13 protein-coding genes, 1 tRNA gene and 1 pseudogene are annotated in these 13,182 nt (G+C 46.3%); 8 read left to right on the top strand and 7 right to left on the bottom strand.

Annotation, left to right across the window (positions count from 1 at the left end):
* A partial coding sequence (locus HA494_03555) for an urea transporter (GenBank protein NHV96845.1) occupies positions 1-626 on the bottom strand: 626 nt, incomplete at its 3' end.
* Between the two features lie 53 nt (positions 627-679).
* On the opposite strand from HA494_03555, the gene HA494_03550 reads away from it, so the two are divergent.
* The 3 genes from HA494_03550 (at position 680) to HA494_03540 (ending at position 2,970) form a co-directional block, all read left to right on the top strand.
* Positions 680-1,549: a molybdopterin-dependent oxidoreductase gene (locus tag HA494_03550; GenBank protein ID NHV96844.1), complete on the top strand. Its 870-nt coding sequence runs from the start codon at positions 680-682 to the stop codon at positions 1,547-1,549.
* A 6-nt stretch (positions 1,550-1,555) separates the two neighbouring features.
* Complete coding sequence (locus HA494_03545) at positions 1,556-2,002, top strand: hypothetical protein (protein NHV96843.1); 447 nt, start codon at positions 1,556-1,558, stop codon at positions 2,000-2,002.
* A gap of 152 nt (positions 2,003-2,154) precedes the next feature.
* On the top strand, positions 2,155-2,970 hold the full coding sequence (locus HA494_03540) for a DUF92 domain-containing protein (protein ID NHV96842.1): 816 nt from the start codon (positions 2,155-2,157) through the stop codon (positions 2,968-2,970).
* Here the strand turns inward: HA494_03540 and glyS are convergent.
* The 4 genes and pseudogenes from glyS to HA494_03520 all read right to left on the bottom strand — a co-directional run bounded on the left by glyS (position 2,967) and on the right by HA494_03520 (position 5,222).
* Positions 2,967-4,427, bottom strand: coding sequence for a glycine--tRNA ligase (gene glyS, locus HA494_03535; protein NHV96841.1), 1,461 nt, complete (start codon positions 4,425-4,427; stop codon positions 2,967-2,969). The two genes, HA494_03540 and glyS, sit on opposite strands and share 4 nt — an antisense overlap.
* A gap of 36 nt (positions 4,428-4,463) precedes the next feature.
* Complete coding sequence (locus HA494_03530) at positions 4,464-4,685, bottom strand: hypothetical protein (GenBank protein NHV96840.1); 222 nt, start codon at positions 4,683-4,685, stop codon at positions 4,464-4,466.
* Between the two features lie 101 nt (positions 4,686-4,786).
* Positions 4,787-4,864, bottom strand: a pseudogene (locus tag HA494_03525) (dUTPase).
* A 76-nt stretch (positions 4,865-4,940) separates the two neighbouring features.
* Positions 4,941-5,222 (bottom strand): hypothetical protein, encoded by a 282-nt coding sequence (locus HA494_03520; protein ID NHV96839.1) that lies wholly within the window; start codon positions 5,220-5,222, stop codon positions 4,941-4,943.
* 96 nt (positions 5,223-5,318) lie between these two features.
* Here HA494_03520 and HA494_03515 point away from each other — a divergent pair, with 96 nt between their 5' ends.
* Positions 5,319-6,944, top strand: a complete 1,626-nt coding sequence (locus HA494_03515) for a tRNA uridine(34) 5-carboxymethylaminomethyl modification radical SAM/GNAT enzyme Elp3 (protein ID NHV96838.1) — start codon at positions 5,319-5,321, stop codon at positions 6,942-6,944.
* Here HA494_03515 and gltA read toward each other — a convergent pair.
* A complete protein-coding gene (gltA, locus tag HA494_03510; GenBank protein NHV96837.1) occupies positions 6,923-8,284 on the bottom strand; it encodes an NADPH-dependent glutamate synthase in 1,362 nt (453 codons plus the stop codon). The two genes, HA494_03515 and gltA, sit on opposite strands and share 22 nt — an antisense overlap.
* A 32-nt stretch (positions 8,285-8,316) precedes the next feature.
* On the bottom strand, positions 8,317-9,075 hold the full coding sequence (locus HA494_03505) for a sulfide/dihydroorotate dehydrogenase-like FAD/NAD-binding protein (protein NHV96836.1): 759 nt from the start codon (positions 9,073-9,075) through the stop codon (positions 8,317-8,319).
* A gap of 157 nt (positions 9,076-9,232) precedes the next feature.
* Here HA494_03505 and lysS point away from each other — a divergent pair, with 157 nt between their 5' ends.
* The 4 genes from lysS to HA494_03485 all read left to right on the top strand — a co-directional run bounded on the left by lysS (position 9,233) and on the right by HA494_03485 (position 13,118).
* Positions 9,233-10,846, top strand: coding sequence for a lysine--tRNA ligase (gene lysS, locus HA494_03500; protein ID NHV96835.1), 1,614 nt, complete (start codon positions 9,233-9,235; stop codon positions 10,844-10,846).
* A 27-nt stretch (positions 10,847-10,873) separates the two neighbouring features.
* A tRNA-Arg gene (locus HA494_03495) sits at positions 10,874-10,948 on the top strand.
* 190 nt (positions 10,949-11,138) lie between these two features.
* The gene (locus HA494_03490; protein ID NHV96834.1) at positions 11,139-11,969 is read left to right on the top strand and encodes a site-specific DNA-methyltransferase; all 831 of its coding nucleotides are present in this window, start codon (positions 11,139-11,141) and stop codon (positions 11,967-11,969) included.
* Between the two features lie 3 nt (positions 11,970-11,972).
* Positions 11,973-13,118 carry a hypothetical protein gene (locus HA494_03485; GenBank protein ID NHV96833.1) on the top strand — a complete coding sequence of 382 codons (1,146 nt, stop codon included), beginning with the start codon at positions 11,973-11,975 and terminating at the stop codon, positions 13,116-13,118.
* Positions 13,119-13,182: the final 64 nt, after the last annotated feature.

The raw sequence follows: 13,182 nt of genomic DNA, 5'->3' as shown, positions 1-13,182 counted from the left end.
TCGTCAGCGTCAGATGTGTATAAGAGACAGCTGTAAGGCTTCCACATCTCTGTCACAAATGCCATGACTATTGATGATATAGCTGCCGCTACTATCGCGCCGAACAAGATAGAGGCTGGAGTCATCATTGGGAATAATCCAAAGCCAGGCAAAGCACCAGCTGCTAGAGCATGCGCACATAACGACCCATTAAATCCATAAAGTCCATGTTTAATGCTTTGTTTATCAGCCCCACATGCTAATGCCATCAAAGTCCCGCAAAGTGAGCCTACAAATCCTATTACACCACCTAGGAGGAACGGTCCACCGGTTCCAGTTGTTAATGGTTCTAAGCCAAATTCAGGACCATATGCCCAATAGTATCTTATTCCTCCTAGTGTGTAGCCTACAAAGAAGATTACGCCTGTAATCCAGCTATCGCTGAACATTACTTGGGCGTTACCTCTGAATACAGCTTTTATAAATTCTCCAACTTCCATCTTATCCTCAGCACCATAAGTTGGCCAACGTTCCCACCATCCCACGCTTGGGCTTATTCCTTTGAAAAGTGTTCTTGCCGCAAACAAGAAGACCCACGCTGTTAGGACGAAGGGTGCGGTTAGTGCCGGTAGTTTATGTATCCCCATGAAATGCTACAATGTGGCCACAGTTTCAAGAGTACCAAGAAGCCTTGAAAAAGATGGAGTTTGTTGTGGCGGTTGACTACTTCCTTAGGCCTTGGACGCATAATTATGTCGACGTAGTTTTGCCAGCGGCAACCAACTATGAGAGGTTTGAACCCTTCATCTGGTTTGGGAGGAAGATTTACGTTAGGAAGCCTGTTGTAAAGCCTTACTTGGAGGCAAAAACCGATTGGCAAATAGTATTTGATTTAGCTGTCCGACTGGGCTATGCAAAGGAGTTTTGGGATGGCGATACCAAGAAAGGGCTTGACTATATTCTGCAGAAGGCTGGTGTAACCACAGACGAAATACCCATCCCAGAAGGCAAGGAGATACCTCCACCTGGCTCAGAGGAATATAAGAAATACGAGAAGGGGTTGCTGCGAAGGGATAAGAAGCCTGGTTTCCCGACACCAACTGGCAAGGTTGAAATATGGTCCACAATCTTGGAGAAGCATGGTTATGACCCGCTCCCAGTCTTCAAAGAGCCAGAAGAATCGCCCATAAGCAGGCCGGATTTAGCTCAGAAGTATCCGCTTATCTTAATCACGGGCTCTAGGGTTCCTATGTATACGCATAGTAAGTGGAGGGAGCTTTCGTGGCTTAGAGACCTTATGCCTTACCCAATACTCAATATAAACCCTGAGGATGCGGAGAAAAGGAATATCGAAGAGGGTGATCTTGTCGTAGTCGAGAATAGCCACGGAAAGATTAAGGTGAAAGCCCATTTAACCTACATCGTACCCCCAGGTGTTGTTGACGTCTTCCACGGCTGGGCGATGGTTCCCGAAGCACACGCTAATGTGCTTATACCAAGGCTTTTCGATCCTATCTCGGGTTTCCCCACATATAAGGCGGCGCTTTGCCAAGTCTACAAGGAGGTGTAAACTGTTATGGCTAGGTTCGGCTTTGTTCTAAACCTGGATAGATGCATCGGATGTCACACGTGTACACTAGCGTGTAGAGTGTGGACCTATGATAAAAACGAGGACTGCTGGAATACCGTGCTTGAACTTAACTCACGCAGTGAAAAGAGGGTTATATGGATACCTTATGTCTGCACGCAAATGAGGGATCCTGCTTGCGGCGAAGCATCTAAATCGCCACCTTGCGTAAGAAACTGCCCAGGCGGCGGCAGAATTTATGGAGATTTAGACAGCTCTACCGATCCAGCTGGAAAACTGGTAGCGGAAGGGAGGGTTAAACCCCTTCCCTACGAAACAGATAAGCCAAGAGCCTACTTCCTCGGGAAAATTCCATCGGATGTTGAGAATCAGCTGCCCAAACCCTCGGAAGTGTTGCCTAGAAAATACATACCCTTAACATTCGTCCCATACTAGACCACACCTTTCATCTACCCAAGAGTGCCTGAAACCACGTACTCCACAAGGTACAGCAAATACTGGATGGTTTCCTCGCAAAACCATAGCAGTACGTGGTAGCAGAGAGGGAAATGTTTTTAAAAATCTCTATCACGCCATATCCGGGGTTTATGCCACTGCCGCTATCCGATATAGTAGTAGGGTTCGTGTTTATAACGCTCCTCTCTTACCTAGCATTCAGACTACGAGCCCTTAGTCTAAGCGGCGCAATAGCCTCCACAGCGATAGGTATGATAATTTTTGTTGGCTCCGGTTGTTGGGGTTGGCTGCTCGTAATGATAATCTTCTTCGTAACAGCCTCATTCTTCACACGCTACAAATATGCATACAAACGCTGCCTTGGCGCAGCAGAAGCCAAAGGAGGCGCCAGAAGCTGGGTCAATGCAGTATCAAACGGCGGGGCAGCAGCTTTGTTCGCCGCAGCCGAATATCTCTTTGGTGGGGACATCTTTGCAGCAGCGTTTCTCGGTGTTGTGGCTACAGCAGCATCGGATACGCTTGCAACCGAAGTAGGGTTACTGAGTAAGACGAAGCCTCGACTTATAGTGGATCTTCGCCGCCAAGTCGAACCAGGCACCTCCGGTGGTGTAACGCCTCTAGGCACCAGCATGGCTGTTGTGGGCGCTTTGATCATCGGCTTCTCTGCATATATGCTTGGTTTCTTTAGCGGCTCTCTGTTTAAGGTGGTTGCTGTCGCCGCCGCGGGCGGTACACTAGGCTCGATAGGCGATAGTTTACTGGGCGCTCTTCTGCAAGAAAAGTACAAATGCGCAGTCTGCGGTAGAGTTGTTGAACAGCCTACGCACCACGGTGTTAAAGGCTCCTTCGTATCAGGCATACCTAGGTTTGATAATAACCTCGTTAATCTAACCTCTACATTCATAGGCGCGTTTGCCGCTATGGCTGTCTTTCTGCTTATGAGTTAGGCGGGATAGCTGTAGATCTTTTGGTAGAGAATCTGTTCTAACTCACTTACCTTTACCCTCTCCTGAGCCATCGTGTCTCTGTCTCTTATTGTGACGGTGTTATCTTGAAGGGTCTGGTAGTCGACTGTGACACAAATAGGTGTGCCGATTTCATCCATTCTCCTATACCTCCTTCCTATGCTGCCCGATTCGTCATAGAAGGCGTCGAAACCCAGCTTTAGTTTAGAGTGGATCTGCTTAGCGACTTCTGGTAGCCCATCTCTAGTTACAAGCGGGAAGACCCCAACTTGAACAGGCGCGAGGTATGGTTTAAGGCGCATGACTGTACGCTCCCCTTCAACCGTAAGCGAATGTTCTACTACGGCGTAGACGCTTCTATCAACACCCATCGAAAGCTCAAAGACATTCGGCAGAACATCTTTATCACCATCCAATACCATCATATCCTTCTTGCTAACTTTAGCGTGCCCCGATAGATCATAGTCACCTCTGTGATTACAAGCTACCAGCTCAACCCAACCTAGACTGGTTTCCACCTCAAAATCAAAGGCTGAGGTTGCGTAGAAGGCCTTCTCATCGTCACCGAGCCTCCTAAAGCGGGTTCTCTTAATATCCAACCCAACATATCTATAGAATTGTTGGAGGATGGCTAAATAGTAGGCGATGAGCTTGTTCGGTAAGTACCCCTTCTCAAACGCTTCTACTACTGTAAGCTCCTCCACCTCCTCACCTTTCATCGCCAGCCTCAAAACCTCACGTTTAACCTCATCGAACTTTTCAAATTCATTAGCTTTAGCCGGGTTAAAGAAGACCTCTATCTCAGCCTGATAAAACTCCCTAAGCCTCATAAGACTCTGCCTAGGAGAGATCTCGTTACGGAAACTTTTACCATATTGCGCAAAGGCCACGGGTAGTTTGCAACGCATAACCTTAAAGAGCCTTGGGAAGTCTACGAAAATGCTCTGGCAGGTTTCTGGTCTAAGATAAGCCTCATCGCCTGAGGGGCCTACATTCACTCTGAACATCATGTTAAATCTGCGTACGCTCCCCAATCTTGCACCACAGCTGGGGCAGACGATGTTATTTGAGGCGATTAACGCTTCCAGTTCCTCGTTGGGCAACCGCTCTGGTACGATCTTGCCTGTCTTCTCTTGAATAAGCCTATCAGCTCTAAGCGTGAGATTACATTTTGTGCAGCTTACAATGGGGTCCTCAAACCCTTCTAGGTGCCCCGACGCTACGAAGACGCTTTTAGGCATTATTTGGCAGCCATCTATTTCAATCATACCGTCCCGTCTTACAAGGTATCTTCGCCAAACATCGATATACCTATTCTTCAGCGCGACACCCAACGGCCCGTAATCCCAGAAACCAGCCAACGCATCTGGATATATCTCTGAGCTAGGCAGAAGGAAGCCCCGCTCAAGCATCAGCCTAAGGGTCTGCTCGTAGTTCATCAGCAGAGGTGCTGAAGGAAGCTTTCTTAAGGCTATCTATTCAACTTCACGCGCCTTATTCTTAAGTAGCACACTCTTTATAGGTGGTTTATATGCCTCACATTTTATAACTTCGAGTACGAAGTCGAGTGAAAGTTTAGCGCCACAGTTGTAGCAGATACCCCGCTTTGCCCTTAAAACTTCCCTAGGTGGGATAAGATCCATTCCCCAGTATAATGTTTCACCGCAACTACCGCAAACTATTTCGAAAGGCATCATATGATATATGCTCACCCCAGCATATGTGTTTACGTGTCACTTAAAGTTATGTTACCTCGGTTAAATGATGGCGGGTGACACTCTAGTAACCTTCCCAGATCTTGCAGCTCAACAGCCTCATGAATTATAGCGGTGCAGAGGGCTGAGATACGCTCCTCCAGGCTCTTAGGATAGCGTTCAAATGTGCAAGTTGAAACATATTCTTTCTGTAGCCTAAAGATCTCTTCTAATGTATCGCTCATCTGTAGCCGCCTTCTAGCCGTAGGGTTCACTCTTCCCTTCTTTTTGTTGTGTCGTTGGATGGATGTGCTCCTTTGGTAGGCGGTATCTTTTGTTAGGCGGGATTATTATGATCTTATTTGAGACAGCTATATTATAGTGCGGCGAGCCATCTGGGTTCTTGTAGTTGATCGCAACACCAGCCCTATCTATATCAACCCGAATCTTCACTATGGCACCATCCTCCAGCCTAAAGACCACAGTGTCGCTTCCCACAGGCTTGCTCTCAAGCAGCTCAAATTCTATATCCTCGCTCAACTCTCCTCAACACTAATCCTTCTCCTACGCATACCGATAAACTTAACTTAAGCAGCTCAAGAAGCTCAGATAAAGCGAAGAGCTGAATAGATCATCTTGCAGCAAAACTCTACCACCCATGAGGAGAATGCGCAAGAGAAAGCGCTCAAAGAGCTAGCCCAGATAATATCTTCAGAACCAAATCTAACAAAAAAGGGGCTCATCTACTACCAAAGGGTGATCTCAAAAAGATACGGGTTAAACAAGCTGATTGGGCTGAAACAGCTACTGAACACCCTACCCGATGATCTGAAAAAGACCCTTGGGCTAAAGATCAAACCAGTAAGGACAGCTAGTGGAATAGCTGTTGTCGCGGTGATGCACGCACCCCACCCCTGCCCACACGGCACCTGCCTCTACTGCCCTGGTGGCGTGGCTATGGGTACCCCTCAAAGCTACACAGGATTTGAACCGTCATCCAAGAGAGCTAAAGAGAACCTTTACGACCCCTATCTTCAGGTTAAGGCTAGGCTGAGGCAGCTTGAGCAGATCGGGCATAGCGTGGAGAAGGTTGAGCTCATCATCATAGGCGGCACATTTACGTCTCTACCAGAAGATGAGCAGACCAAATTTGTTAAGGGTTGCTTCGATGCGTTAAACGGCAAAGTTTCTGAAACGCTTGAGGAGGCGCTAAAGGAGGCTGAGCACGCTAAGATCAGAAACGTCGGCTTCACGGTCGAAACAAGACCAGATTACTGTAAAGAGAAGCAGATCGACCTTATGCTCAGCTACGGTGTTACAAGAGTTGAGTTAGGTGTTCAAACATTATCTGACGAAATCTACAAGCTTGTGAATCGGGGTCACACGGTCAAAGACGTTATCGAAGCCTTCCAACTTGCGAGAGACGCTGGGCTTAAGATAGTTGCGCATATGATGCCCGGGCTACCAGGTTCCAGCGTTGATGCTGATTTTGAATCATTCAGAAGGCTGTTTGAAGACCCCTGTTTTAAGCCCGACATGGTAAAGGTCTACCCTACTCTAGTCACAGAGGGCACAGCGCTTCATAAACTCTATCTTGCTGGCAGATACGAGCCTTACCCACTCGAAACAGCTGTAAAGTTGCTCGCAGATGTTAAAGAAATCGTACCAAGGTGGGTTAGGATTATGCGCATCCAGAGAGAGATCCCTGCTGAACACATCGTCGCAGGGGTCAAGCACGGCAATCTAAGGGAGCTGGTGCATCAGGAGTTAACGAGGAGGGGCTCAAGGTGCAGATGCATCAGATGTAGAGAAGTAGGGCTCAAAAACCTCAAGATAGATGAGGAAGAGGTTAGGTTGATGAAGGAGGTTTATGAAGCAGCTCAAGGCACGGAGATCTTTCTCTCCTACGAGCACCCAAGATCAGAAACCCTCATCGGCTTCCTGAGGCTACGCATACCGTCTGAAAAAGCTCATAGACCTGAAGTAAAGGGGCATAGGACAGCATTGATCAGAGAGCTCCACGTTTATGGGGAGGCGCTACCTTTAGGTACGAGGAAAGACGAAGCTTGGCAGCATAAAGGGTTCGGCAAGAATCTTTTATACGAAGCGGAGAAGATTGCTATAGAGGATTTCGACCGCGATAAGATTCTTATAACAAGCGCGGTAGGTGTTCGCCAATACTACGCGAAACTTGGGTATAAGCTAGAGGGACCATATATGGCTAAACACATCTCGATGCATCACCATCCGACGCCTAGCTGAATATACTGGTCTATGGCTTTCGCAGCCCTCTTGCCCGCACCCATAGCAGCTATAACAGTTGCTTCGCCGCTAGTAATATCGCCTCCAGCAAATACACCTTTTCTTGAGGTTCTACCTTCGGAGTCAACTATGATATTTCCGTGTTCACCGATCTTTAGCCCTTCTGTGGTCATTGGAATAAGCGGGTTGGGGCTTTGACCTATCGCTACAACAACACTATCACATTCAAGTATGAAGTTTGAGTTAGGTATCGGGATAGGTCTCCTCCTCCCGGTCTCATCTGGTTCTCCTAGTTCCATCCTTAAGCACTCCAAACCTTTAACCCACCCTTCACCAAGAACTCTAATCGGATTTGAGTAAAACACAAATTTGACCCCCTCCTCCTTTGCGTTTTCAACTTCTTCTCTTCTTGCGGGCATCTCAGCTTCCACTCTTCTATAAACTACGTAGACTTCCTCTGCACCCAGCCTTAAAGCAACCCTCGCAGCATCCATCGCAACATTCCCCCCACCGATCACAGCAACCCTCTTCCCGACATAAATAGGGGTATGATATTTGGGAAAGAGGTACGCCTTCATCAGATTCACTCTTATAAGAAACTCGTTAGCAGAATACACACCATTTAAGCTTTCACCTGGGATGCCAAGGAACTTTGGTAAACCAGCGCCGCTTCCAATAAAGACAGCTTGATACCCTTCTTTGAAGAGCTCGTCAATGGTCACTGTTTTACCTACGATTACATCAGTAACTATCTTGACACCTAGAGACTTGACGTATTCCACCTCATCTTGCACAACCTTTTTAGGCAGCCTAAATTCGGGTATACCGTACATAAGCACCCCCCCAGGCACGTGTAAAGATTCGAATATAGTGACATCGTAACCCATAAGCGCGAGATCGGCTGCGCAGGTGAGACTTGCAGGACCAGAACCGACACAGGCAACTCTGCCCTTTTCTCCGGATGATGCTACAACAAACCTTGAGCCGCTCTGCCGCTCATAATCTGCTGCAAACCTTTCTAACCGCCCGATAGCTATAGGCTCCCATCTTCTCCCCATTACACAAAGTTTTTCACACTGATTTTCTTGTGGGCAGACCCTTCCGCATATAGCTGGTAGGCTATTCCTCTCCTTAATCTTTTTAACCGCGTCGAGGAAGTTTCCTTCCTTGATGTATTTGATGAATGTGGGAATGTCGACCCCAACTGGACATCCTTCAATACACTTTGCATCTTTACACTGCAAACATCTACTTGCCTCTTCCATCGCTTGCTCAGGTGTGTACCCGAGTGCGACTTCATCAAAGTTTCTAATCCTCACAGATGGCTCTTGCTTAGGCATTGGTACCCTATTCTTTTTGATTACTCTGGTGCTCAAGCTGCCTGCATAACCTCCTTTTCCTGCTTTTCATACATCTTTAAGCGTGAGAGAAGGTGGTTGAAATCAACAAGATGTCCCTCAAAGTCTGGTCCGTCAACACAGGCAAATTTCGGTTCACCGCCTACTATAACCCTACAGCCGCCACACATTCCGGTTCCATCGATCATTATTGGGTTAAGGCTTACTATCGTCTTAACATTTTTTGTTTTGGTTACATCGCTGACTACTTTCATCATTATAGCAGGTCCTACGGCAAAGACCCTATCAAAGATGTTCTTTTCTAGAAGCCTCTTTAACACATCGGTCACAAATCCTTTCTCACCCTTTGATCCATCATCAGTAGTTATGTATAGTTCGTCTGATACCCTTCTCATCTCATCCTCAAATATTATAAGATCTTTCGTTTTAGCGCCGATTATCGATGTAACTCTGTTTCCCGCTTCCTTTAGAGCTTTTGCTACTGGGTATAGTGCTGCTACACCTACGCCCCCTCCTATGCAGCAAACATGCCCATAGTTCTCGATGTGAGTCGGTCTCCCGAGCGGACCCAGCAGATTTAGGATTCTATCTCCCACATTCAGTTGACCGAGCATCTTAGTGGTCTTCCCCACCTCTTGAAACACAATTGTTATACTTTCGTCATCGGCATCCGCTATTGTTAAGGGTATTCTTTCTCCTTCCTCACACACCCTCACTATTACAAACTGCCCTGGCTTAAACTTCCTCGCTACCAGTGGATTATAGACTACCATAAGCTTGATGGATGGGGCCAACTCCTTCTTTACTACGATCTCATTGGTTACTTTACCGCTGTGCAATTCCTATTAAATACTGTATGGTTAGCGGTAAAAAAATGAGTAGTATATAGAAAATATTTTTTAAGGTTGCAAGTGGTAAGAAGATAGCGACATGAAGAGAGACGTAATAGGGCGCGGAACCTGGCTCGATAAGGTAGCCTATAAGATCATTGAGAGAGAGAAGCAGCTGGGGAGACCTCTAACGCTTCTTAGAGTGGAGAGTGGTTTAGGTGCCTCTGGCATACCTCACGTAGGGAGTCTTGGGGATGCTGTTAGGGCGTATGGTGTTAAGCTTGCTCTAGAGGACCAAGGCTTCAGATCTGAGTTAATAGCCTATTCAGACGACTTCGACGGGTTGCGCAAGGTGCCTGCTGGGCTGCCCAAGTGGCTTGAGAGTGAGATAGGCAAACCAGTAGCCTTGATTCAAGATCCATTCGGCTGCCACGACTCTTATGGCGCGCATATGAGTGGCATGCTGCTGGATGCCTTAGATAGGTTGAGCATCGAATATAGGTTTCAGAGCGGAGCTGAGGCTTATCGAAAGGGTCTCTTGAACGCCCAGATCCAACAAATATTGAATAATGCTCAGATGATAGGGCAGTATATTGCTGAGACTATAGGGCAGAGGAAGTTTGAGGAAGTGCTGCCCTACTACCCTCTCTGCGCGAAGTGTGGTAGGCTTTATGTGGCTGAGGCCTATGCGTATGATAAGGAGAGGCATGCGGTTGCGTATAGATGTAGGGGTGCTGAGATAGCTGGACGGTGGGTCGAGGGTTGTGGCTACGAGGGAGAGGTGGATGTTCTAGCGGGTAGAGGTAAGTTAAGTTGGAAGGGTGAGATGGCTGCTAGATGGGCTGCATTAGACATAAGGTTTGAGGCGTACGGTAAGGATATTGCTGACTCGGTTAAGGTTAATGACTGGGTTTCAGAGACTGTTCTGAACTATCCTCACCCGTATCACATCAGATACGAGCTCTTCTTAGATAAGTCTGGTAGGAAGATTTCCAAGTCAGTTGGGAATGTTTTCACACCTCAGATGTGGCTCAGATACGGTACACCTCAATCACTCCTCCTCTTAATGTACAAGAGGATAGTGGGGACGAGGACGCTATCTGTAGAGGATGTGCCAAACTATATGGATGAATACGACCAGCTGGAAGATGTATACTTTGGTGTCAAGAAGCTCGATAACCCAGCTGAGTTGAGGAAGATGCGGGGGCTCTACGAATATGTGAACCACCTTAAACCACCTCCTAAACCATCAACACACGTACCATACAGGCTTCTAACTCAGCTCGCTGCTGTAGCACCTAGGGAGGCTAGAGTTGAATTTGTGCTGAAGAAGCTCGCAGCATACGGCTTCGTGAAGGAGGCTGATGAACTCTTAAAAGTGAAGATAGCTCTCGCATCCAACTGGGCTGATGACTTTGTAAAGTTCGAGCCAGTTAAACTCGAGCTGAGCTTAGAGGAGAGAAAGGCGTTGGCTGAAGTCGCGGAAGCCATAAGAAGGTTAGAGGATGCCCAGCAGATACAGAACAGCGTCTTTGAGGCGGCTAAGCGAAACAATCTCAGAGCACCAGCCCTCTTTAAGAGACTCTACCAGATACTCATCTTATCAGACCACGGACCTAGGCTAGGGCCATACGTAGTTGATATAGGTAGGGAGAAGGCAGCCCAACTTATCGAAGAAGCCTTAGTTGAAGCTGGGGGAGGTAGCAAATTATAAAGCAGAATCTACTATCTGTACAAGTGCGGGGCCGTCGTCTAGCTTGGATAGGACACCAGCCTGCGGAGCTGGGGGTCAGGGGTTCAAGTCCCCTCGGTCCCGCCTTGTTTACCTTGCAAATTCAGCACAGAAGCAAAGAGGTATATAAAAATGATGGTAGGCATAAACTATCTTACTCGTTGTTTGCCCTCTATCTGCAGTAATACTTAATTACTAACTTGCTGGTAATAAGTTAGAGAAGTGATGAGAGCGGTTCAGAACAAGAAGATTGTCAATAGACTTAATGAATTAAGTGGTAAAGAGTGGATCAAGTTTACCAAAACGTGGTTTATTCCTGAATACTCCAAGAGAAAACGCCAAACTCTTACATCCAGCAGCTTTTCCTGAATCTCTTGTGAAAGAGTTCATTGAGTTCTTCACGAAAAGAGGCCAGCTGGTTCTAGATCCTTTTTTGGGGACGGGTAGCACGCTTATCGCTTGCATTGAAAGTGAAAGATCTGGTATAGGTATTGAGGTTGTGAAAAAATGGGCTGAAATTGCGGAAATGAGAGTTAAGAACCTATTAAGCCAGAGAAAAGGCTCAGAGTTTCTCCTAAGTTCTATGGGGTTGACCCCAGAGAAACTGCTCATAAAAGTGATTCACGGTGATTCCAGAAGGTTAAGCGAAATATGGAAGGAAAATAATTTCCCCCCTGTAGATTATTGTATTACAAGCCCTCCTTACTGGAATCAACTAAAAAGAGATTACCTTAGGCAAAAGGGAAGGAAGGAGCGTGGTTTTGAAACTAAATACAGCGAGGACTCAAATGATATAGGCAATATCGATGACTATAACGAATTCTTAAAAGCCTTGAAGCAAATATTTAACGAAGTTTACAAAGTAACGAAGAACGGTGGTTATTTGACGGTTATAACAAATAACGTCTTTTATAATGAGAGATTATATCCGCTTGCCTTTGATACGCTTAAAATTTTAAGCGAAGAACCCTACGCTTGGGTTCCTAAAGATGAGAAGATTTGGTTACAGGATGATAAACCACTTCTTCCACTAGGCATCTATAACGTTTGGATAGGAAACAGAGCCCATCAATATTGCCTAATCTTCAGGAAAGAAGTGGTCTAAAGATTGGGCACACAGTCAGCTCCGAGCAGAGAAGTTGCAAGCATCCTTTCGCATGATGAGATGGCATTTGAAATCGCTCGTACAATCAGAGACCTGGTCCTTAAGGGTGTGGACCCGTGGAGAACATTATATAGGCCAACAGTAGTCATCACATCCTCATCGGAGTGGCCAGAACCAGACTTCGTTTTTGATGATAGAAGAGGAATGACCTACAGCTTTGAGTTTAAACCTCCAGAGCAAGTTAGGCGAGAATATTTACTAGGTTTGGGTCAAGCCGTAGCCTACCTAACACACTTTTCCCACTCAACGCTGATTCTGCCACAAACCGCTGAAAACTTCAACATAGCCGAATACATTAGCAGCATTGTTCGCAGTTTACCACTAAAGATAGCTGTTATAGCATATGAACCTACTGATGTAAGGCAGCTAAAGGTCTTGGTTCCATACCCATCACAACCCGCAGGACCGTTAGAGAAGAAGGCAGCTGTGGGGAAGGTTTTCTGGGCATTCTGGATGGATGAGTCAATACACGAATTTTATCTTATGTTGAAACGATCCTATGAATTGAGAAACCAACCAGATGACATCAAGGAAAAGGTGTTCAAAGATTTCTTTACGCTGATGCAGCAAGGAAAAACATACGCGAACGATGGCACGCCTAGACGGCTAGGCAGACGTTTGAAATTTTCTTCATGGTTCTTAAACTATCGACTACCTTTTCTTCACTGTGGGCTATGGAGCTTAGATGGGAAACCAACTATTATAGGCACAAGAATCTTATCTATAGGTGATACCTACGGCTGGGACTCAGAGGAATTTAGAAACGCTCTGGCGAAAGCATATTTGATTAACGGAAGACACTTGCTTTTACTAAAATATATTTGGGATATTCAGATAAACATGTTAAATAGCGATAAAAAACACCAAACGCAGAACGAATATTTGAGCAAAGTGGCAGATGAGCTTATGAAAAGAGGATTCGGCAGAGCCCACAGAGGCGTAAGAAGAAACCTTCAAGCGATGATATCCCTATGGGGAGGAGGTTTCAAAATCTTAAAGACCAGAAAACACAGCTACTACTTCAAAGGATTCGGGCTGGTCCCAGACTGGGGCAAAATAACAACAATTCTCCAAACAGAATATTGGTAATGAACTGTTTCCTAACCGACCAAATGGGAATTTACCTCTGCTTTTTTCTCCTTATTCTTTGGTT

It is taken from the genome of Nitrososphaerota archaeon (assembly GCA_011605775.1).
GTDB lineage: Archaea > Thermoproteota > Nitrososphaeria > Nitrososphaerales > JAAOZN01 > JAAOZN01.
This window is presented reverse-complemented; position numbering and strand designations above follow the sequence as displayed.